Genomic DNA, 19,105 nt, shown 5'->3' on the forward strand with positions numbered 1-19,105 from the left:
TTCCTGCGCGGTGCCAGGCGCGGGGCGGGCATGCGTGCTGCCGATGGTGCGGCCGACGGCCGGCGTCCTGTGGTGCGGGCCGTTGCGGTACCGGCTGCGAGTACTGCGGCCAGGGCGGCGACGACGGTCAGCACCAGGAACATGCGGGGGTATCCGCCGAGTCCGGCGGCGATGGGGTGATGGCCGCGGTGGACCAGCCGGTGTCGCGGGTGATGTCCTGCGCGAGCACGGGGAAGGCGTAGTAGAGCACGCCCCAGCTGGTGATCTCGGTGACGCAGAGGGCGAGCAGCGGAACGCGGGACACCGTGCCGGGCCCGGCGGCGGAGGTGTCCGCCGCCGGCCCCGGTGCGGGAGTGCCTTGGCTCATCAGGTCGTCGCCCCGTCACGCACCACTGTGTTCGGCCTCGCCGGAGTAGCCGTGCACGTGCCCGGTCGCGAATCCCAGTCCGGCGGGTGCGCCCATGCCGATGCTGACCGGTTCGGGGGCCGCCGGGCCGCAGCACGACCCGCCACCCGGCCCGGACTGGGCGGCAGGGGCAGGCGTCGCCTCGGTGGAGCACGACGTCCCGCAGCCGTCATCCTGGCCGGCGCTCTGGTTGACGGCGCCCGGTAGCAGGTCGTCGGTGACCAGGCTGGTGGAGCACACGCCGGTCTCCGGGAGGTCGAGGTGGACGGTGTCGGCCGCTTCGCGGTCGCCGGAGAGCGCGGCGACGATGGAGCGGACCTGCTCGTACCCGGTGGCCATCAGGAAGGTGGGGGCGCGGCCGTAGCTCTTCATCCCGGCCAGGTAGAAGCCGGGTTCGGGGTGGGCGAGGTCGCGTTCGCCGTGCGGCGGGACGGTCCCGCAGCTGTGGAAGTTCGGGTCGATCAGCGGGGCGAGCCTGACCGGCGCCTCGGTGGCGGGGTCGAGTTCGACCCGCACCTCGCGCAGCATGTCCAGATCGGGCCGGAACCCCGTCGCGGCGACCACGATGTCGGCCTCCAGGACGCGCGGGCCGTCCGGGGTCTGGCCGTTGACCTGGACGGCTGCGGCTTCATCGCCCGTCGTGGCGACGCCGGTGATGGTGAAGCCGCGGACCAGGTCGATCTCACCGTTGTCCACGGCCGCCTTCAGGCGGGTGCCGAGCGCGCCGCGCGCGGGAAGGCCGTCGGCGTCGCCACCGCCGTAGAGCCGGGCCACCGATGCGCCGCGCACCGCCCAGGTGATGCGGGTGCCGGGCTCGTTCTTGGCGAGTTCGGCCAGCGCCAACAGCGTGTTGGCGGCCGAGTGCCCCATCCCCACCACCAGCGTGCGGCGGCCCGCGAAGCGGGACCGGTCGCGACCCAGCACGTCCGGCAGCGGGCCCGTGATGCGGGCGGCTGCCTGCTCCTCGCCGGGCGCGGGCAGGCCGGAGTGGCCCAGCGGGTTGCTGCGGCCCCAGGTGCCGGACGCGTCGATGACCGCGCGGGCGGCGATGTCGTCCACGGCTCCGTCCGGGCCCACTGCGCGGACCAGCAGCGGACGCTCCGCACGCCCGACCGTGCGGGTCACGTCCACGCCCTGCCGGGTCACGGCCACCACGCGGGTGCCGGTGCGGATCCGACCGGCCAGCGCGGGAACCTGAGCGAGCGGCGCCAGGTAGTCGCGGACGAGTTCGGCACCCGTGGGCAGGGCCTCCGGGTCGGGCAGACGCCATCCGGTCGGCTCCAGAAGCCGCCGGGCGGCGGCGTCGGTGTCGTACCGCCATGGCGAGAACACCCGCACATGCCCCCACTCCGACATCGCCGCGCCCACCTCTCCCCCGGCCTCCAGCACGAGGAAGTCCTGATCGCGTTCGGCCAGATGAGCGGCGGCGGCCAGCCCGACCGGCCCGGCACCGATCACCACGACCGGCAGCCCGTCGAGCGCCCCATCCTCCGCGCAGCCGCAGCCGGCGCCGGTCTTGGCCTGCTGGACGGTGACACCAGGGTCTACGGCCTGCTCGGTGCTGGTGCAGCACGCGCTGACACCGCAGCAGCTCTCCGGTCGTCCGGCCTCGTCATTCACGGCAGCCCCTTGTTTCGATACTCGTCTAAGCAGGAGCCAGTTTGCATCGCTGGATCGATGGATGTCAAATTAGATGCATGTCTAAGTTGCTGGACCTCGAAGACGTGACGGCCCCCGCCTGCTGCGCGCCGCTGAGCGATTCGGCATTGAGCGAGGCGGAGGCCGCCGAACTGGCCAAGGTCTTCAAGGCCCTGTCCGACCCGGTGCGGCTGCGCCTGCTGAACATGATCGCCTCGGTGGACGGCGACGAGGCGTGCGTGTGCGACCTGACCGGCGCGTTCGACCTCACCGCGCCGACCATCTCCCACCACCTGAAGGTGCTGCGCCAGACCGGGCTCATCGAGGGCGAGCGGCGCGGCACGTGGGTGTACTACCGGGTGGTACCGGACAGGCTGACCCGCCTGTCGGGTCTGTTCGCCCTGCCGACCCCGGCCTCGGCCTGACTCCACTGGGGAACGAGAGGGTCGGTTACTGGTCTCGGATTGGGCAAGGAAAGCTCGATCGTGGGTCGGGTGTGCCGGAAGAGGGCAGAGTGTCCGTGTCGCACGACGGCTCGTTGATTCGCCGGGTGCACACCACGACCCAGGGGCATTGCATGGAGGCCGAAGCCGGCCGGGGGCAGGAGAAGACCCTGCTCCTGCTGCTGGAGAAGATGCACTTCGTGTCGCCGGACCGGCTGCCGTCGCTGTTCAACGCGTACGCGGCCGACCTGGGCGTCCGGGCGATCACCATCTATCTGTCCGACCTCCGCCAGAACACCCTGGTCTCGCTGCCGGAGGGGCCCGACCAGCCGTCCCTGCGGCTGGAGGTGGACGCCACCGAGGCCGGCCGGACCTACCGCACCGGCCAGCTGCAGGCGGCCGAGCACCGCTCCGGCGGGCTCCAGTTGTGGCTGCCGATGAACGACGGCATGGACCGCATCGGCGTCCTGGAAGTGCGGACCGACACGCTCGATCAGGCCACCCTGCGGGTCTGCCGGACGCTGGCGTCGCTGCTGGCCCTGGCCGTGATCGGGAAGGGCGGCCACAGCGACGCCTACTCCCGGCTCCAGCGCAGCGCGTCGCTGAAACTGGAAGCGGAGATGGCGTGGGCCTACCTGCCGCCGCGCACGATGGGGACCGAGCAGGTCACCTCGAGCGCCGTCCTGGAGCCCGCCTACGATCTGGGCGGCGACGCCTTCGACCACTCGCTGATCGGCGGGGAACTGCACATCACCGTCCTGGACTCCATGGGCCACGACCTGCTGTCGGGGCTGACCTCCACGGTCGCCATGGCCAGCTGCCGGAACGTGCGCCGCAGCAGCAGCGGGTCCCTGCAGGAGATCGTCACCACCGTCGACCAGAACCTCGACACCTGGTTCCCCGACCGCTACATCACCGGGGTCTTCGCCCATCTCAACCTCGCCAGCGGGGCACTGACCTGGATCAACTGCGGTCACCCGTCCCCGCTGCTGCTGCGCGAGCAGAACCTGCTGCCGGGTGCCCTCGACCGGGAGCCGCAGCTGCCGCTCGGCCCCGCCCGCCAGCTGACCGGCGACTCGGGCGGGCCCGCGTGGCGGGTCGACACCGTCCAGCTCCAGCCGGGTGACCGGGTCCTGCTCTACACCGACGGCGTCACCGAGGCCGAGGCGCCCGACGGCACGCGTTTCGGCCAGGAGCGCTTCACCGACTTCATCATCCGCGCCATCGCCGCCGGAGAGCCCGCCCCGGAGGCGCTCCGCCGCCTGGTCAACAACATCATGGCCTACCAGGACGGCCGTCTCACCGACGACGCCACGATCCTGATGTTCGAATGGCACCCCACTCGGACCTGAGCCGCGACGCCGCCGGGGCGGGCCCGCCGGAAACGCGCCATGGGCGCCGCCGGACGGCGGCGGCACGGCGGGCGGGGCGCCAGGTGGCGACGAGGGCGGCGGCGAGCAGGAGCTCGGCGATGTCTCCGCCGTAGTACATGATCTCCGCGCCGCCGCGGACTTCGGCGATGGGGGCGTGCACGTCGATGAGGAACCCGCCGTACATGAGCTGGGCGATGACGGCGTGCAGGGCGATGGCGGCGCCGAGGACGAGCAGCCGCGCGTTGACCCGGGGCCGTGAAGGCGCGGGATCGGGCCCGGCGATGACCCACGCGAACAGGAACCCCGAGAGCACGAAGTGCGCATGCATCAACCAGTGCAGTGCGGGACGGGTGGTCGTGGCGTTGTACAGCGGGGTGAAGTACAGCACCGCCAGACTGCCGGTACTGAGCATCAGCGCGATGATGGGGTGGGCCAAGACCTTCATCGGCCTGCTGCGCAGTACGCCGGTCAGGTCCCTGGCCCAGTCGGTGGGCAGCGCACGCAAGAGCACGGTGATCGGGGCGCCCAGGACAAGGGCCAGCGGCGCGTACATTCCGAGCAGCATGTGCTGGAGCATGTGACCGCGGAAGTCCTCGTGCGCCCACGGAGCGATCGGCGGTAGGAGCGCCACCGCCACCAGGGTGCATCCGGTCAGGAACATCGCCGTGCGCCACCCGTCTCGGGCGCCGGCCTTCCTACCGGGTCCGCGGTGTGCCAGCAGCACGTAGGCGACCGCGAGGGCGCCCACGCCGGCCACCGCGAGCACGGTGCCCCATCCCCCGCCGTCGTGCGCCGGCGTCGGGTGATGGTGCATCACGGGCTCCACGGCCGGAAGGAGGCATCGGGCTCGGGGTCGAACGGCGTGCCGGTGCGCTGCACCAGCCATCCGACGGCCACCAGCACCGCGCCCAGGAGCAGGAAGCCGACGTCCCACCAGATCTGGAGCGGGCCGCCGTGCACGTGGTGGATGCCGAGGATCTGGTGGTCGACGACGCCTTCGACGATGTTGAACAGGCCCCAGCCGACCAGCACCCATCCCCACAGCACCTGGGAGGTCCACACCCGGCGGCGCCGATGGGTGACCCGTGAGTACAGGATGGACAGCCCGGCGAGCACTGCCAGCCAGCACACCACATGGAACAAGCCGTCCCACAGCGTGTTCATCTCCAGCCCGGAGACCGTGTGGGGGTCGTAGTACCTCACCCCGATCCGGGCGGTGTCGGTGCTGCTGAGCATGTGGTGCCACTGGAGGAGCTGGTGCAGCAGGATGCCGTCGACGAAGCCGCCGAGGCCGACCCCCAGCGTGATACCGGGCAACTGCAGGCTGGCCGGCATGGATGTGGCGCCGGTACGGCCGGTGGCGGTCATGGTCCGTCGTCCCTCCCAGGTGCGGGTGCGGCAGAGCCAAGATCAGGTACCGCCACAGGCGGCTGCTACCCCGCGCCGACCCGAGTATTCGCTGGACGATCCAGGTCGGCCGCGCGTCTTCGCCATCTGGAGCGCCGGACACCGTCGGAGCCGCGCGCGTTGATCACGACCAGTGCGGAGAGGATGAGCATCCCGCCGAGGACGATCCGCGCGTCAAGGCGCTCACCGAAGACGGACAGGCCGATGACGCCGGCCCACACCGGCTCCAGGACCATGGTGATCGAGACCGTCGACGCCGGGAGGTGGGCCTGGGCCCAGGTCTGCCCGAGCAGCGCGATGCCGCCGGCGACGATCGCCAGATAGAGGAAGGCCGGGACGTCCCGGGACTCCGGCAGTTGCACCCCGTCGACGGACGCGACGGCGAGGAAGGCGAACCCCATGGTCGCCAGTTGCACGACGGCGAGCGCGTAGGCGGTTCGCGCCTGCGACCAGCGTCCGAGGGCGAGGATGTGGACGGCGTACAGCAGGGCGGCGAAGAGCGTGAGCATCTCGCCCCAGCCGAGGGAGAAGCCCCGCAGGGACATGGCCGCGACGCCTCCGGTGGCGAGAAGCGTCGCGGCGCTCGTCCGGACGGACGGCGGCTTACGCGCGAACAGGCAGGCCAGGAGCGGCGTGAACACCACGTACATGGACACGACGAAGGCCGACACGGTCGGCGCGGTGTGCTTGAGCCCGACGAACTGCAGGTACTGGCCGGTGAAGTACGCGAGCCCGAGCCCGGCGCCCACGCCGACGACGCGCCAGCCCGCGCGCAGGACCGCCGCCGGGCGCACGAGCCCGACGACGAGCGCGGCCGTGAGGAACCGGAGCGCCAGGAAGTCCGGGACCGGCAGCCGGGTGAGGAGGTCCTTGGAGATGGGGAAGGTCGAGCCCCACACCGCGGTGACGGCCACGAGCACGCCGCCCGCGAGCGTCAGCCGGACGTCACGCCGGGCGGACACGGGCGGTCACAGTTGCAGCGCCTTGGTCTCCAGGAACTCCTCGATCCCCCAGCGGCCCAGCTCGCGGCCGTTGCCGGAACGGCCGTAGCCGCCGAAGGGCGCCGCCGGGTTGAAGGCACCGCCGTTGACGTCGACCTGGCCGGTGCGCAGGCGGCGGGCGACGGCGACGGCCGCGTCCCGGTCCGGCCCCCACACGGCGCCGGCCAGCCCGTAGGGCGTGCCGTTGGCGAGCGTGACCGCCTCCTCGACGCCGTCGTAGGGCTGGACGGTCAGGACGGGTCCGAACACCTCCTCCTGGACGATCTCCGCGTCGGGCGCGACGTCGGTGACGACGGTAGGGCGCACGTAGTGGCCGCGCGGCAGCCCCGCCGGCCGCTCCGCGCCGCCGGTGACGATCCGCGCGCCGGCGGCCTCGGCCCGCTCGATGAAGCCCGCGACGGTCCGCCGCTGGGACGCCGACGCGACCGGCCCGAGGTCGGTCTCGGAACGGGCCGGGTCGCCGACGACGAGCGCGTCGGCGCGCGCGGCGGCGAGGCGCAGCGCGGAGTCGAGGTCCGCGCGCGGCACGAGGAGCCGGGTCCAGGCCGTGCAGGTCTGCCCGGAGTTGAGCATGGCCGCGTCGACGGACGCGCGCACGGCCGTCTCAAGGTCGGCTCCGGGGAGGATGACGCTCGCGGACTTGCCGCCGAGTTCGAGGCTGACGCGTTTGATGCCCGCGGCGGCGACGGCCGCGACGCGGGCGCCGACCTGGGTGGAGCCGGTGAAGGAGATCGCGTCCACGTCCGGGTGGCCCGCGAGGGCCTCCCCGACGACCCGTCCCGGGCCGGGGACGAGGTTGAAGACCCCCGGCGGGACCCCGGCCTCGTCGATCGCGTCGGTGAGCAGGTACGCCGACAGCGGCGTCAGCTCGGCCGGCTTGAGCACGACGGCGGCGCCGGCGACGAGGGCGCCGCCGATCTTGGCGAGGACCTGGTAGAAGGGGTAGTTCCACGGGGTGACGCAGGCGGCGACGCCGATCCCCTCGCGCAGGACGAGCGAGTTCCCGACGCGTTCCTCCCAGACGAGGTCGGCGGCGGCGTCGAGGTAGGCGCGCAGGACGTCCAGCCCCGTGTCGATGTGCGCCTCCCGGGCCACGCGGAGCGGCGCCCCGATCTCGGCGACGGTCGTCTCCACGAGCAGGTCGCGTCGGCGTTCGAGGGCGGTGTGGACGCGTCCGAGCACGGCCAGCCGCTCGCGCGGCGGCATGGCCGACCAGGACGGGAAGGCCGCCGCCGCGGCGGACACCGCGGCATCGGCGTCCTCGGCCCCGGCATTGGCGGCGGTCCCGACCGGCGCCTCGGTCGCCGGGTTCTCGACCTCCGTGGTCCGGCCGCCCGCCGTCTCCCGCCACCGGCCGCCGATGTACACCGCCGACCGCGCCCATTCGGGGCGGCCGGCCTGCCGGGCGCTCACGCCCGTGCCGAGGAGTCGGAGTAGACGGCCTTGCCGAGCCACTGGCCGCCGTCCACCGACAGGACGTCGCCGGTGATGTAGGCGGCGCGCCGGGGGTCGAGCAGGAACGCCGCCGACTCGGCCACCTCCTCCGGGGTGGTGAACCGGTTCGCGGGGACGCTGCCGAGCACGCGGCGGCGGTCCTCCTCGGTCGGCCACAGCGCGGCACCGGCGCCCTCGGTCTCGGTGGGGCCCGGGGAGATGCAGTTGACCCGCACTCCCCGTCCGCCCCACTCGGAGGCGAGGGTGCGCGTCATCGCGAGGACGCCGCCCTTCGCCGCCGCGCTGTGGACGGTCCCGGGGTGCCCGTGCCAGGCGTAGCTGGCGATGACGTTGAGGATCGCGCCCCGGCCCGCGGCGAGCATGTGGCGGCCCGCGGCGCGGGTGCCGTAGAAGGTGCCGTTGAGGACGATGTCGACGACGGCGCGCCAGCCCCCGGGCGAGAGGTCCTCCGCCGGGCACACGAAGTTGCCCGCCGCGTTGTTCACCATCGCGTCGATGCGCCCGTGCTCGGCCGCGACGCCGTCGATCGCGGCCGTGAGCGCGTCGGCGTCGCGCACGTCGCAGGTGACGACCGCGGCCTCGGCGCCGAGGCTCTCGGCCATGCGGGCGGTCTCCGCCAGGGGCTCGGCGCGCCGGCCGATGACGACGACGTTCCCGCCCCCGGCGGCGTAGCGGACGGCGATGGCGCGACCGATGCCCGAACCGCCGCCGGTGACGACGGCGACCTGGCCGGCGAACTCGGCGAGCGGAGACTTCTCGATCATGGCTTCCCTCACTGGTCGGTGGTCGGGGTCGGGGCCGGCGCGGCGGCGAGGACGAGGGCGTCGACGGCGATCGCGCCGCCGGGCCCGGCGCGCAGCGGGTTGACCTCGCATTCGGCGACGCCTGGGTCGTCCGCGATGAGCCGGGACACGGCCGCGACGCTCTCGGCGACCGCGTCGAGGTCGACGGCCGGGCGGCCGCGGAACCCGGTGAGCAGCGGCAGCCCGGCGAGCGACTCCACGAGGCGGCGGGCCTCGGCGGCGCCGACGGGCGCGAGCGCGAGCGCGACGTCCCGGTACACCTCGGCCTGGACGCCGCCGATCCCGACGAGGACGACGGGTCCGAAGGCGTCGTCCCGGCGGGCGCCGACGATGAGTTCGACGGCGTCGGTGCGGGCGTCCATCTCCTCAAGGACGTAGTCGCCCTCGCCCAGCCGGGCGACCATGTCGGTGAGGGCGGCGCCGACGGCGTCCGGGCCGGTCAGGCCGACCGCAACTCCGCCGACCTCCGTCTTGTGCTCCAGCCATCCGGCCTTGAGGACGAACGGACCCGACATGGCCTGCGCCGCCGCGGCGGCGTCCGCCGGGGTCCGGACGGCGGCCGCGCGCGGGTAGGCGAGGCCCGCGGCGGCGAGGAGGTCGCGTCCCGCGAGATAGGGAAGCGCCTCGCCCGCCCCGCCGAGCGGCGCGGTGGGGGCGGCGGGTCCCGCGACGTCCTCCGGCGGTGCGGAGCGGACGAGTTCGACCGCGAGCCCGAGCGACCGCGCCACCGCGTCGATGGTGAACAGCGCGGGGACGGAGCGGGCGCGCAGCTCCCGCACCGCCTCCGAATCGTGGCTCATGCTGTGCGCGAGCACCGGGCGCCCGTGCTCGGCGGCCGACAGCCCGAGCGACGCGGCCACTTCCAGCTCCCGCTCGACGAGCGTCGGGGTGTCGGCGCCGTAGCAGCCGAAGTACCCCGACAGCACGACCGCGTCCACCTCGCCGCTGCGCAGGAGCACGTCGACGATGCGCGCGTAGGTGTCGAGGTCCTGCTCGCCCGCCCCGGCGAGGTCGATGGGGTTGGCGGCTCCGGCGCCCTCGGGCAGCAGGGCGGAGACGGCGGCCCGCGCCGCGTCCGAGAGCCGGGGCACGGTGAGCCGGTGGCGGGCCATCACGTCCGCGGCGAGGGCGCCCTGGCCGCCGCTGTCGCTGACGATCGCGACGCGGTCCCCGGCGGGGAGCGGGCCGCCGGCCAACAGGTGCGCGAGGTCGATGGCCTGCGCGGGGGTGTCCACGAGGACGGCTCCGGCCGCCCGGCAGGCCGCCGCGACGACGTCGGTCGACGCCGTCAGCGCGCCGGTGTGCGACCGGGCCGCGGCCCGGCTCGCGTCGCTGGCGCCCACCGTGAGGACGATGACCCGCTTGCCCGCGGCGCGGAGCCGGGCCATGACGTCCACGAGGTCGCGTCCCGCGCCGAAGCTCTCCAGGTAGAGGACGACGGTCCGGGTCGCCTCGTGCGCCACGAGGTCGGCGAGCAGGTCGGCCGCGGTGACGTCGACCTGGTTGCCGACCGAGACGAACCGGGAGACGCCGAGGCCCGCGTGGGCCGCGAGCCCGGCGATCTCCAGGCCGAGCTGCCCCGACTGCGACACGATCGCGATGCCGCCCGGGACGAACGTGCCCCAGGCGAGCTCCAGCTCGGCGTCCGCGTCGTACAGGCCGAGGCAGTTCGGCCCGACGATCCGGGCGCCGGCCCGGCGGATCCGGTCGGCGAGCCGGCGCTCCAGCCCGGGCTCGCCGTTGGCGAGGTCGATGTGGGCGGTGATCCCGAGGAACCCCTTGACGCCCAGGGCGAGCGCCTCGTCCACGACGGCGGGGATCGTCCGCGCCGGGGTGGTGAGGACGACCAGCTCCGGCACCGACGGCAGCTCGCCGAGCGACCGGGCCGACTGGACGCCCTCGATCGTGGCGCCCTTGGCGTTGACGAGGTGGACGTCCCGCCGGTGGGCGCCGCGGAGGGCCCCGCGGGCGATCCAGTGGCCCCACTTGGCGGGGTCGGGGGAGGCGCCGACGACGGCGACCGACTTCGGGTCGGAGAAGACCGACAGGGCGTCGCTCATCGCCCGGCCACGGCGCGCGAGATGATGAGGCGCTGGATGTCGGAGGTGCCCTCCTCGAGCTCCTCCAGCTTGGCGTCCCGCAGCCATTTCTCGACCATGAACTCCCGCGAGTAGCCCCAGCCGCCGTGCGTCATCAGCCCGGCGTTGGCCACCCACGTCGCGTTCTCCGAGGCGGTCAGCTTCGCGACCGCCGAGGCCGCGGTGACCGGCGCGCCGGCGTCGTACAGCCGGGCGGCCCGCATGGTGACGAGGTGGGAGACGTCGGTCTTCGCGGCCATGTCGGCGAGGCGGAACGCCACGGCCTGGTGCTCGATGATCGGCTTGCCGAACTGGACCCGCTCGCGCGCGTACCGGACGGCGTCCTCCAGCACCGCGCGGGCCAGGCCCGTCGCGGCCGCGCCGATGAGGATCCGGGACGCGTCGAAGGTGTGCATGAGCCCGTAGAAGCCCTTGCCCTCCTCGCCGAGCCGGTTCTCGACCGGGACGCGGACGTCCTCCAGGAAGACCTCGGCGTTCAGGGTGCCGCGCTGACCGTACTTCCGCATGGGCGCGCCGACCGTGAGGCCCTCGCGGTCGCGCTCGACGACGAACGCGGTCACCCCGCGGGAGCGGAGGGCGGGGTCGACGGTGGCGAACACGACGAAGTACTGCGACAGGGGGGCGTTGGAGATCCACGTCTTCGACCCGTTGAGGACGTAGTGGTCGCCGTCGCGGACCGCGCGCGTCTGCAGGGCGGCGGCGTCCGACCCGACGCCGGGCTCGGTGACGGCGACGCTGGTGACCGGCGGCGTGGCGCCGGTGAGCGGGGTGATCCACTTGCGCTTCTGCTCCTCGCTGCCGAGGGACAGGATCGGGTCGGCGAAGAACGAGCTGGAGGTGAGGAAGTTGGCGATGCCGATGTCGCCGTGGCACAGCTCCTCCTGGACGAGGCACTGGGTCACGAGGTCGGTCACGCCGCCGCCGCCGTACTCGGCGGGCAGCATGTAGGCCGCGAGCCCGATCTCGGCGGCCTTGGCCCACAGGTCCATGGGGGCCTCGGTGTCCGCCTCGTCGACGGCGCGCGAGCGGGGGCGGATCTCGTTGCGGGCGAAGTCGCGGGCGAGCGTGACGAACTCGCGCTGTTCGTCGCTCAGCTCGATCCCGTCGGTGAGGTCGTAGGACATGGAGGGGCTCCCGATGAAATTTAACTGACCCGTCAGTTATGTTTGTGTGATCGTGGGGCAGGGCGCAACAGGCTGTCAAGGGGTTTCAGGGGGCGGACCGCACGGCCGCCCGGGCGGAGGGGCGCCCGGGCGCGCGGAGTCCGGAGGAGGGCCGGGGGGCGCTCAGCCGATGGCGGCCTGGGCGGGCTCGGTCGACATCGTCGCGAGCAGATGGTCGCACACGCTCTGCATCCGCTCGATCGTCATGTGCCGGGACCCGACGAGGGCCTGGATCGCGAGGCCGTCGATCATGCTGACCAGGGCGTTCGCGAGCAGCATCCGGTCCCCCTGGACGATCAGACCCTCGGCCTGGCCGACCCTTATGATCTCGGCGATCACGCTGCGCCACTCGCCGTAGATCCGCTCGTTGAGCTCGCGGAGGTCGGGGTCGTGCAGCGCCTCGACCCAGGTCTCGGCCCAGATGCGCCAGGCGGCCGCGGTCTCCTCGTCGTGCGGGAGGTAGGAGTCGACGAACGCGCGCAGCCGGTCCCGGGCGTTGGGATGCCGGTCCAGGATCTGCTTGCGGCGCTCCAGCGAACGGGTGAAGTTGTACTCGAACGCGGCGTGCACGAGGTCGCGCTTCGTCTCGAAGTAGTAGTGGACGGAGCCGGTACTGATCTTGGCGCGCCTGGCCACGTCGGTCACGCGCAGCGCCTTGTAACCCCGCTCGCTGACGACCTCGCAGGCCGCCCTCAGGATCTGGTCGCGACGCTCCGCTACGACGCTCGGTCGTGGCATCCGTTCTCACCTCGTGTGCTGTAAATGGTCAGGTTGTCAGACGGCCGCGGCTCAGTCCAGCGCCGGTCGCGGCCCCGCGCCCGGCCCTCTCCGCCGCCCTTCGAGGACGGCGGAGACGGGCCGGCCGCGGGCGTGCCACTCGACGACGTTCCGGGCCTGTTCGAGCACGTAGTCAAGGGTGCTGGCCGCCGACAGGTACGCGGCGTGCGGTGTGACGAGCACCCGGGGATGGCGGACGAGCGGGTCGCCTGGCTCGGGCGGCTCCTGCGGCAGCACGTCGAGGGCGGCGCCGGACAGGCGGCCCTCGTCCAGGCACCGCAGGAGCGCGCCGTGGTCGACGAGGCCCGCGCGCGACACGTTCACGAGCGCCGCGCCCGCGCGCATCAGGCCGAGCCGCCGGGCGTCCAGCAGGTTCCGGGTGGCATCGGTCAGCGGCAGGTGCAGGCTGACGACGTCGCTGCACGCCAGCAGGGCGTCGAGCTCCATCGACTCGACGCCGTCCACCTCGGCGGCGACGGGGTCGTGCCCGACGACGCGGCCGGCGAGCGGGCGGACGAAGCCGGCATAGCGGCGGCCGATCCGCCCGAGGCCGACGACGCCGACGGTCGTCTCCGAGAGCCGCCGCAGGTCGTGCCGCGTGCCGTCCCACATCCCGGCGCGGACGTCGCGGTCCAGCCGGGGCAGCCCGCGCAGCAGGGCGAGCGTCATGGCGAGCGCGTGGGACGCGACCTCCTCGGTCGCGGCACCCGGAACGTTGGCGACCCAGACACCGCGTTCGCGGCAGGCGTCGAGGTCCACCATGTCGTAGCCGACCGACTGCGTGGCGACCATGCCCACGCCGGGAAGCGCGTCGAGGAGCGACGGGCCGACCTCGGCGTAGCCGAGCAGGAGCGCGTCCGCGTCCGCGGCGGCGGCCACGATGTCCGCGGGCGCGGGCGTGCGGGCGAACCGCACCGCGAACCCGGCCCGCTCCAGCAGCTCCACGCCGGGTGCCGGGTCGGTGTCGACCACGTCGGTGTAGACGGCGACGGGTTTCGTCATGCCATGCCCCTCGCGGCGCGGCTCTCCTCGCGGACGTGGATGAGCGTGGGGCGGTCCGCGTCCAGGGCCGCCTTGATCTCGCCGGTCAGCTCGGCGGCGTCCTCGACCCGGACGCCGCGGCAGCCCAGCGAGCGGGCGAGCGCGGGGAAGTCGGGCCGGCCGAGGGCCACGGCGTGCACCGGCTCGTCCCGGTCCGCCATCTCGTTGCGGATCTCGCCGTAGCCGCCGTTGTCGACGACGACGACGGGCAGCGCGATCCCGAGCTCGGCCGCCCCGGCCAGCTCGGCGACGGTGAACATCGTGCCGCCGTCGCCCTGCAGGACGAGCACGGCGGTGTCCGGGTGGGCGGTCTTGGCGCCGATGCCCGCGGGGAGGCCGAAGCCGAGCGTGCCGCCCCCGGTCGGGTAGAGGAAGGCGCCAGGACGGTGCAGGGGCAGGTTCGACAGCGCGCCGTAGTAGCAGGCCATCGCGCTGTCGGACGCCACGATCGCGTCGCGGGGCAGCGCCTCAGCGATCGCGGACACGATCCGCAGCCAGGGCGCGCCCTCTTCCCGCGCGGCCGCCCGGTGCAGGTCGCGCCATCTCGCGGCCCGCTCCGGAGCGTCCGCCGGCGCCGGGACGTCGAGCCGTTCCAGCAGGGCGCGGAGCGCGAGTGCGGCGTCTCCGACGAGGGACACCGCCGGGATCACGTTGGTCACGATCTGCGCCGGGTCGACGTCGACGCGCAGCACCTTGCCGGACAGGTCGGGCAGCCCGATCCACCAGTCGGACGGGGCGAACTCCGTCCCCACCGCGATGACGAGGTCGCTGTCGTCCATGAGCTCCAGGACGCACCGGTGCTGGAGCCCGGCGCCCACGAAGAGCGGGTGGTCCTCCGGGACGACGCCCTTGCCGTTGGCGGTGGACACGACCGGGGCGCCGACCGCCTCCGCCAGGGAGAGCGCCTCGTCGCCGGCGCGCGCCGCTCCCCCGCCGACGACGAGCACCGGCCGCCGCGCGGCGGCGCACGCCGCCGCTCCGGCCTCGACCGCCTCCGCCGCCGGAGTGCGGGCCGCGGCCGGGACGGGACCGGGCACGGTCACGTCCGCCTGCTCTTCGAGCAGGTCGAGGGGTATCTCCAGATGGACCGGGCGGGGGCGTCCCGAGACCAGGTCGGTCCACGCCTGGGCCACGGCGAGCGGGATCTCCTCGACGCTCGTCACCCGGTGGCTCCGGCCGAGGACGGCCGCCATGGCGGCGCTCTGGTCCTTGACCTCGTGGAGGAGGCCGTTGCCCCGGCCCGGGTGGCGCAGCGGCATCCCGGGGGACACGAAGAGAACCGGCACCGAGTCCGAGTACGCCTGCGCCGCGGCGGCGGCCGCGTTGAGGATCGCCGGGCCGGTCGTGGTCAGGCAGACGCCCGGCCGTCCGGACGACCGCGCGTACCCGTCCGCGGCGTAGCCGGCGCCCTGCTCGTGGCGCGGCGAGACGTGCCGGATCCCGTGCCGCTCCATGGCCGCGTAGACCGTGAGGTTGTGCGTCCCCGGGATCCCGAAGATCGTGTCCACGCCGTGCGCGGCCAGCGCGGCGACGAGTGCCTCGCCGCCCGTCATGCTCGTCATGCTGCTCACTCCTTCCGGGTCAGTCGAGGACGCAGGCATCGCGGACGTCCCAGTACGCGTTCACCCGCGCGCCGGGGGCCACCCCGTCCGGGGTCCGGGGGACCTCGGTGCTGGCCACCAGCCGCCGGCCGGCGTCCGTGCGCAGCTGGACGGTGCGGCTGCTGCCGAGGTAGATGCAGTCCTCCACGATCGCCTCGACGCGGTCCATCGTGTCAGGGACGGGGTCGCCCGCGAGGGCGATGCCGAGACGTTCCGGCCGGATCAGCAGGGACGCGCCGCCCTCGTCCGCGGCCCCGTCGAGCCGGAAGCTGCGGCCGCTGTCCTCGTCGACGAAGCTCCCGCCCCGGACGGTGCCGGTGAAGACGTTGGAGGCCCCGACGAACTCCGCGCTGTAGCGGCTGTTCGGCTCGGCGTAGAGCTGCTCGGGCGTGCCGAGCTGGACGATGCGCCCGTTCCGCAGCAGGGCGATGCGGTCGGACATCGTCAGCGCCTCGTCCTGGTCGTGCGTGACGAAGACGAAGGTGATGCCCATCTCCCGGTGGAGCCGCCGGATCTCCAGCTGCAGCTGCTCGCGGAGCAGCTTGTCGAGCGCGCCGAGGGGCTCGTCCATGAGCAGCACGCGGGGGCGGAAGACGATCGCCCGCGCGAGCGCCACGCGCTGCTGCTGGCCGCCCGACAGCTCGGCCGGGCGGCGGGCGCCGAGGTGGCCGAGCTCGACGAGGTCGAGGGTCTCGGCGACCCGCCGCCGGATCTCCGCCTTGGCGGTCTTCTGCCGTTTGAGGGGGAAGGCGATGTTGTCGGCGACCGACATGTGCGGGAAGAGCGCGTAGTGCTGGAACACCATCCCGAAGCCGCGCTTGTGCGGCGGCAGGGAGGTGATGTCCCGGCCGTCCACCTCGACGGTCCCGGACGTGGGCCGGGTGAAGCCGGCGACGATGTTCAGCAGGGTGGACTTGCCCGAGCCGGACGCGCCGAGCAGGGTCAGGAACTCCCCCGCCCGGACGTCGAGGTCGACGGCCTCCAGCACGGTGTTGTCGCCGTACTCCTTGCTGACTGCGCCGATGGAGATCGGGGCGCCGGTCGACGCCGGGGCGGGCGTCGTCTCTAGGGCTGCGGTCATGTCATGCACCTGTGTTCGTTGCGGGGCGTGCCGTGCGGCGGCGGGCGACCTGCCGGATCAGCCGGGTCAGGCCGAGGACGATGAAGGAGCCGAAGATGACGATCAGCACCAGCGTCGAGAGGGCCGCGACGGTGGGATCGATCTGGACCCGGATGCCGGACCACATCTGGACGGGCAGGGTCGTCATCTCCGGGCCGGAGAGGAAGATCGCGGTGACGACCTCGTCCCAGCTGATGAAGAAGGCGAACAGCCCGCCGGCGAGGACGCTCGGCAGGATGAGCGGGAGGGTCACCTTGAAGAAGGTCGTGACCGGTCCCGCGCCGAGGCTCATCGCGGCCATCTCGAGCCGCCGGTCGACCGAGACCAGCCCCGCCACGACGTTGATCACGACGTAGGGGACGGCCAGGCACGTGTGGACCAGGACGAAGCCGAGCGTCGTCTGCGTGAGCCCGAGTTCCAGGAAGGCGATGTAGGCCGCCAGGCCGACGATGACGTAGGGGACGATCAGCGGCGCCAGCAGCACCGCCATGATCGTGTTGCGGAACGGGAGGCTGCCGCGCACCAGGGCGAGGGCCGCGAGGACGCCGAGGACGACCGCGCAGACCGACGACAGCAGCGCGACGTTGAGGCTCGCCAGGGCCGAGTCGATCCAGACCGGGTCGTCCAGGATGTTGCGGAACCAGCGCAGCGACATCTCGCCGGGCGGGAAGGACAGGAACGAGCTGTCCGAGAACGACATCGGGACGACGATGAGGACCGGCAGGACGAGGTAGACGCCGACGACGGCGGCCAGGGTCACGAGTCCGGCGCGGGTGAGGATCTTTGTCATGGCTGCCGCATCAGGTGTTTCTGGAGGTCGACGAACCGTCCGGCCACCACGAGCAGGAGGAGGGTGGTGAGCAGGAGCATCGTCGCGAGGGCCGCGGCGAAGCCGAAGCGGAGCACGGTGCTGACCTGCTGCACGATCAGCTCGCCGATCATCGTGTTCTTCGGGCCGCCGAGCAGCGCCGGAGTGATGTAGTACCCGAGCGCCTGGACGAACGTGAGCAGCACCGCCGCCGCGACGCCGGGCGCGCTGAGCGGCACGAAGATCCGCCAGAACGCGCCGGCCGGGCGGTCGCCGAGCGACTCCGCCGCCTGGAGCAGCCGCCGGTCGATGCCCTGCATGGTCGCGTAGATCGGCAGCACCGCGAAGGGCAGCGCGACCTGCACCATGCCGAAGACGACGCCGGTGAGCGTGCGGATCAGCGGGATCGGCTGGTCGACGAGGTCGAGCGACTGGAGCGTCGAGTTGAAGGCGCCGGTGTCCCGGAGGAAGAGCACGAGCGCGAAGCTGCGCACCAGGATGCTCGTCCAGAACGGGACGAGGACCAGCCCCAGCATGATCATCCGCCAGCCGGGCCCGACGAGCGTCATCAGGTAGGCGTAGGGGTAGGCGAGCGCGAGCGTCACCACCGTGACGATCGCCGCGATCAGGAACGTGTTGCCGAGGACGCGCGGGTACACGGCGTTCGCGAAGACGTCGCGGTAGTTCTGGAGGCCGATTGTCGGGTCCGTCAGGCTGCGGGACAGCATGACGACGAGCGGCACCACGAACACCAGGACGAGGAAGACCAGCAGCGGCAGGACCAGGACGCCCCAGCCGTCGAAGCGCGTCCAGCGGGGCAGCCGCAGCGGGCGGGGCCGCCCCCGGACCCTGCCCGCCGAGGAGTCAGCGGTGGCCGACGTCACTTGGCGATCCACGCGTTCAGTCGCTCGGTCACACCGTCGTAGTTCTTGGCCCAGTAGGCGTAGTCCACGAGACCCGCGGAGCTCTGCGCGTTGGCGGGGAAGCCCGGCAGCTCCTTGCGGACGTTCTCCGGCACCAGGTCGAGCGCCTTCGCACTGGCCGGGCCGTAGATCGACGCCTCGGCGTCCGCGGCCTGCGCCTTGGGGTTGTCGAGGAACCAGCGCATCCACTCGAAGGCGAGGTCCTTGTTCGGGTAGCCCTTCGGCACCACGATCTGGTCGTAGGAGACCAGGTTCTCCTTCCACTCGTTCGCGACCTTCTCCCCCGCCTGCTGGGCCTGGAAGATCCGGCCGCTCCACGCCTGGACGAGGGGGGCCTCACCGCTGGCCAGCATCTGGGTCATCTGGTCGCCGGTGTCGAAGAAGACGATGTCGCGCTTGATCGAGTCGAGCTTCTTGAAGGCCCGGTCGATGTCGAGCGGGTAGAGCTGGTCGGGCTTGACGCCGTCCGCGAGGAGCGCGGCCTCGAACATGCCGCCGGTCGCGTACTTCCAGAAGCCCCGCTTGCCGGGGAAGCGCTGGGTGTCGAAGAACTCGGCCCACGTCGTCGGGTGCGCGCCCGAGAAGGTCTTGGAGTTGTACGCGATCGTGAAGGAGTACTGCAGGATCGGGATGGCGCACGGACCGATCTGGTTCTCGGCGACGCCCGTCGCCTTGGCCTTGTCGAGGATGTCCTGCGGCAGCTTCTCCAGCAGCCCGCCCTCGCAGGCCGTGTTCGCGAAGTTCGGCTCCACCTCGGTCGGCCCCGAGGTGACCTTGCCCGCCTCCACCTGCGCCTTGATCTTGGCGTAGTCGGTGGGAGAGTCCTGCTTGATCGTGACGCCCTTGGTCTTGGCCCAGGGGGTGAAGTAGGAGTCGACGTGCGCCTTCTGGGCGGCCCCGCCCCACATGGTCACCGTGAGCGACGAATCGGAGGCGCCCGAGCCGCCGCCGCAGGCGCTCAACGCGACGGCCAAGCCCGCCGCCGAGGCGATGGCGAGCAACCTGGTGGTCTTCATCGACCCTCCCGTTCCGGGGGTTGTTTGACTG

At 72.9% G+C, this 19,105-nt stretch carries 18 protein-coding genes; 2 read left to right on the forward strand and 16 right to left on the reverse strand.

Annotation, left to right across the window (positions count from 1 at the left end):
• Window positions 1-127: 127 nt before the first annotated feature.
• Both AB0K34_RS26280 and AB0K34_RS26285 read right to left on the reverse strand, forming a co-directional pair.
• Entirely contained in the window at window positions 128-367 is a 240-nt protein-coding gene (locus AB0K34_RS26280) for a hypothetical protein (RefSeq protein WP_205719088.1), read from the reverse strand.
• A 15-nt stretch (window positions 368-382) separates the two neighbouring features.
• Window positions 383-2,026 carry an FAD-dependent oxidoreductase gene (locus AB0K34_RS26285; protein WP_364551436.1) on the reverse strand — a complete coding sequence of 548 codons (1,644 nt, stop codon included), beginning with the start codon at window positions 2,024-2,026 and terminating at the stop codon, window positions 383-385.
• 77 nt (window positions 2,027-2,103) lie between these two features.
• On the opposite strand from AB0K34_RS26285, the gene AB0K34_RS26290 reads away from it, so the two are divergent.
• Both AB0K34_RS26290 and AB0K34_RS26295 read left to right on the forward strand, forming a co-directional pair.
• Window positions 2,104-2,469: a metalloregulator ArsR/SmtB family transcription factor gene (locus AB0K34_RS26290; RefSeq protein ID WP_138633904.1), complete on the forward strand. Its 366-nt coding sequence runs from the start codon at window positions 2,104-2,106 to the stop codon at window positions 2,467-2,469.
• 152 nt (window positions 2,470-2,621) lie between these two features.
• On the forward strand, window positions 2,622-3,839 hold the full coding sequence (locus AB0K34_RS26295) for a PP2C family protein-serine/threonine phosphatase (RefSeq protein ID WP_364551439.1): 1,218 nt from the start codon (window positions 2,622-2,624) through the stop codon (window positions 3,837-3,839).
• On the opposite strand, the gene AB0K34_RS26300 is transcribed toward AB0K34_RS26295, so the two are convergent.
• The 14 genes from AB0K34_RS26300 to AB0K34_RS26365 form a co-directional block, all read right to left on the reverse strand.
• Window positions 3,787-4,674: a cytochrome c oxidase assembly protein gene (locus AB0K34_RS26300; RefSeq protein ID WP_364551442.1), complete on the reverse strand. Its 888-nt coding sequence runs from the start codon at window positions 4,672-4,674 to the stop codon at window positions 3,787-3,789. The genes AB0K34_RS26295 and AB0K34_RS26300 overlap by 53 nt on opposite strands.
• Complete coding sequence (locus tag AB0K34_RS26305; RefSeq protein ID WP_364551444.1) at window positions 4,674-5,228, reverse strand: DUF2243 domain-containing protein; 555 nt, start codon at window positions 5,226-5,228, stop codon at window positions 4,674-4,676. Before AB0K34_RS26305 ends, AB0K34_RS26300 begins: the two co-directional genes overlap by 1 nt.
• 65 nt (window positions 5,229-5,293) lie before the next feature.
• Window positions 5,294-6,229 (reverse strand): DMT family transporter, encoded by a 936-nt coding sequence (locus AB0K34_RS26310; RefSeq protein ID WP_364551447.1) that lies wholly within the window; start codon window positions 6,227-6,229, stop codon window positions 5,294-5,296.
• 6 nt (window positions 6,230-6,235) lie between these two features.
• On the reverse strand, window positions 6,236-7,681 hold the full coding sequence (locus tag AB0K34_RS26315; protein ID WP_364551448.1) for an aldehyde dehydrogenase family protein: 1,446 nt from the start codon (window positions 7,679-7,681) through the stop codon (window positions 6,236-6,238).
• Entirely contained in the window at window positions 7,678-8,487 is an 810-nt protein-coding gene (locus AB0K34_RS26320) for an SDR family oxidoreductase (protein ID WP_138633886.1), read from the reverse strand. The genes AB0K34_RS26315 and AB0K34_RS26320 overlap by 4 nt, the downstream gene beginning before the upstream one ends.
• An 8-nt stretch (window positions 8,488-8,495) precedes the next feature.
• Window positions 8,496-10,586, reverse strand: a complete 2,091-nt coding sequence (locus AB0K34_RS26325; protein ID WP_301175067.1) for an acetate--CoA ligase family protein — start codon at window positions 10,584-10,586, stop codon at window positions 8,496-8,498.
• Window positions 10,583-11,749 carry an acyl-CoA dehydrogenase family protein gene (locus AB0K34_RS26330; protein ID WP_138633880.1) on the reverse strand — a complete coding sequence of 389 codons (1,167 nt, stop codon included), beginning with the start codon at window positions 11,747-11,749 and terminating at the stop codon, window positions 10,583-10,585. The genes AB0K34_RS26325 and AB0K34_RS26330 overlap by 4 nt, the downstream gene beginning before the upstream one ends.
• Window positions 11,750-11,911: 162 nt before the next feature.
• Entirely contained in the window at window positions 11,912-12,526 is a 615-nt protein-coding gene (locus tag AB0K34_RS26335) for a TetR family transcriptional regulator C-terminal domain-containing protein (protein ID WP_364551452.1), read from the reverse strand.
• A 51-nt stretch (window positions 12,527-12,577) separates the two neighbouring features.
• Complete coding sequence (locus AB0K34_RS26340; RefSeq protein WP_364551454.1) at window positions 12,578-13,567, reverse strand: C-terminal binding protein; 990 nt, start codon at window positions 13,565-13,567, stop codon at window positions 12,578-12,580.
• Window positions 13,564-15,168, reverse strand: coding sequence for a 5-guanidino-2-oxopentanoate decarboxylase (locus AB0K34_RS26345; protein WP_364551456.1), 1,605 nt, complete (start codon window positions 15,166-15,168; stop codon window positions 13,564-13,566). The genes AB0K34_RS26340 and AB0K34_RS26345 overlap by 4 nt, the downstream gene beginning before the upstream one ends.
• A 19-nt stretch (window positions 15,169-15,187) precedes the next feature.
• Window positions 15,188-16,288, reverse strand: coding sequence for an ABC transporter ATP-binding protein (locus AB0K34_RS26350; RefSeq protein ID WP_138633867.1), 1,101 nt, complete (start codon window positions 16,286-16,288; stop codon window positions 15,188-15,190).
• 1 nt (window position 16,289) lies between these two features.
• Window positions 16,290-17,117 carry an ABC transporter permease gene (locus tag AB0K34_RS26355; RefSeq protein WP_138633864.1) on the reverse strand — a complete coding sequence of 276 codons (828 nt, stop codon included), beginning with the start codon at window positions 17,115-17,117 and terminating at the stop codon, window positions 16,290-16,292.
• Window positions 17,114-18,019, reverse strand: coding sequence for an ABC transporter permease (locus tag AB0K34_RS26360; RefSeq protein WP_301175073.1), 906 nt, complete (start codon window positions 18,017-18,019; stop codon window positions 17,114-17,116). Before AB0K34_RS26360 ends, AB0K34_RS26355 begins: the two co-directional genes overlap by 4 nt.
• Window positions 18,016-19,074, reverse strand: a complete 1,059-nt coding sequence (locus tag AB0K34_RS26365; protein ID WP_138633858.1) for an ABC transporter substrate-binding protein — start codon at window positions 19,072-19,074, stop codon at window positions 18,016-18,018. Before AB0K34_RS26365 ends, AB0K34_RS26360 begins: the two co-directional genes overlap by 4 nt.
• Window positions 19,075-19,105 lie beyond the last annotated feature (31 nt).

This window comes from Actinomadura sp. NPDC049382 (assembly GCF_040677125.1).
Lineage (GTDB): Bacteria > Actinomycetota > Actinomycetes > Streptosporangiales > Streptosporangiaceae > Spirillospora > Spirillospora geliboluensis.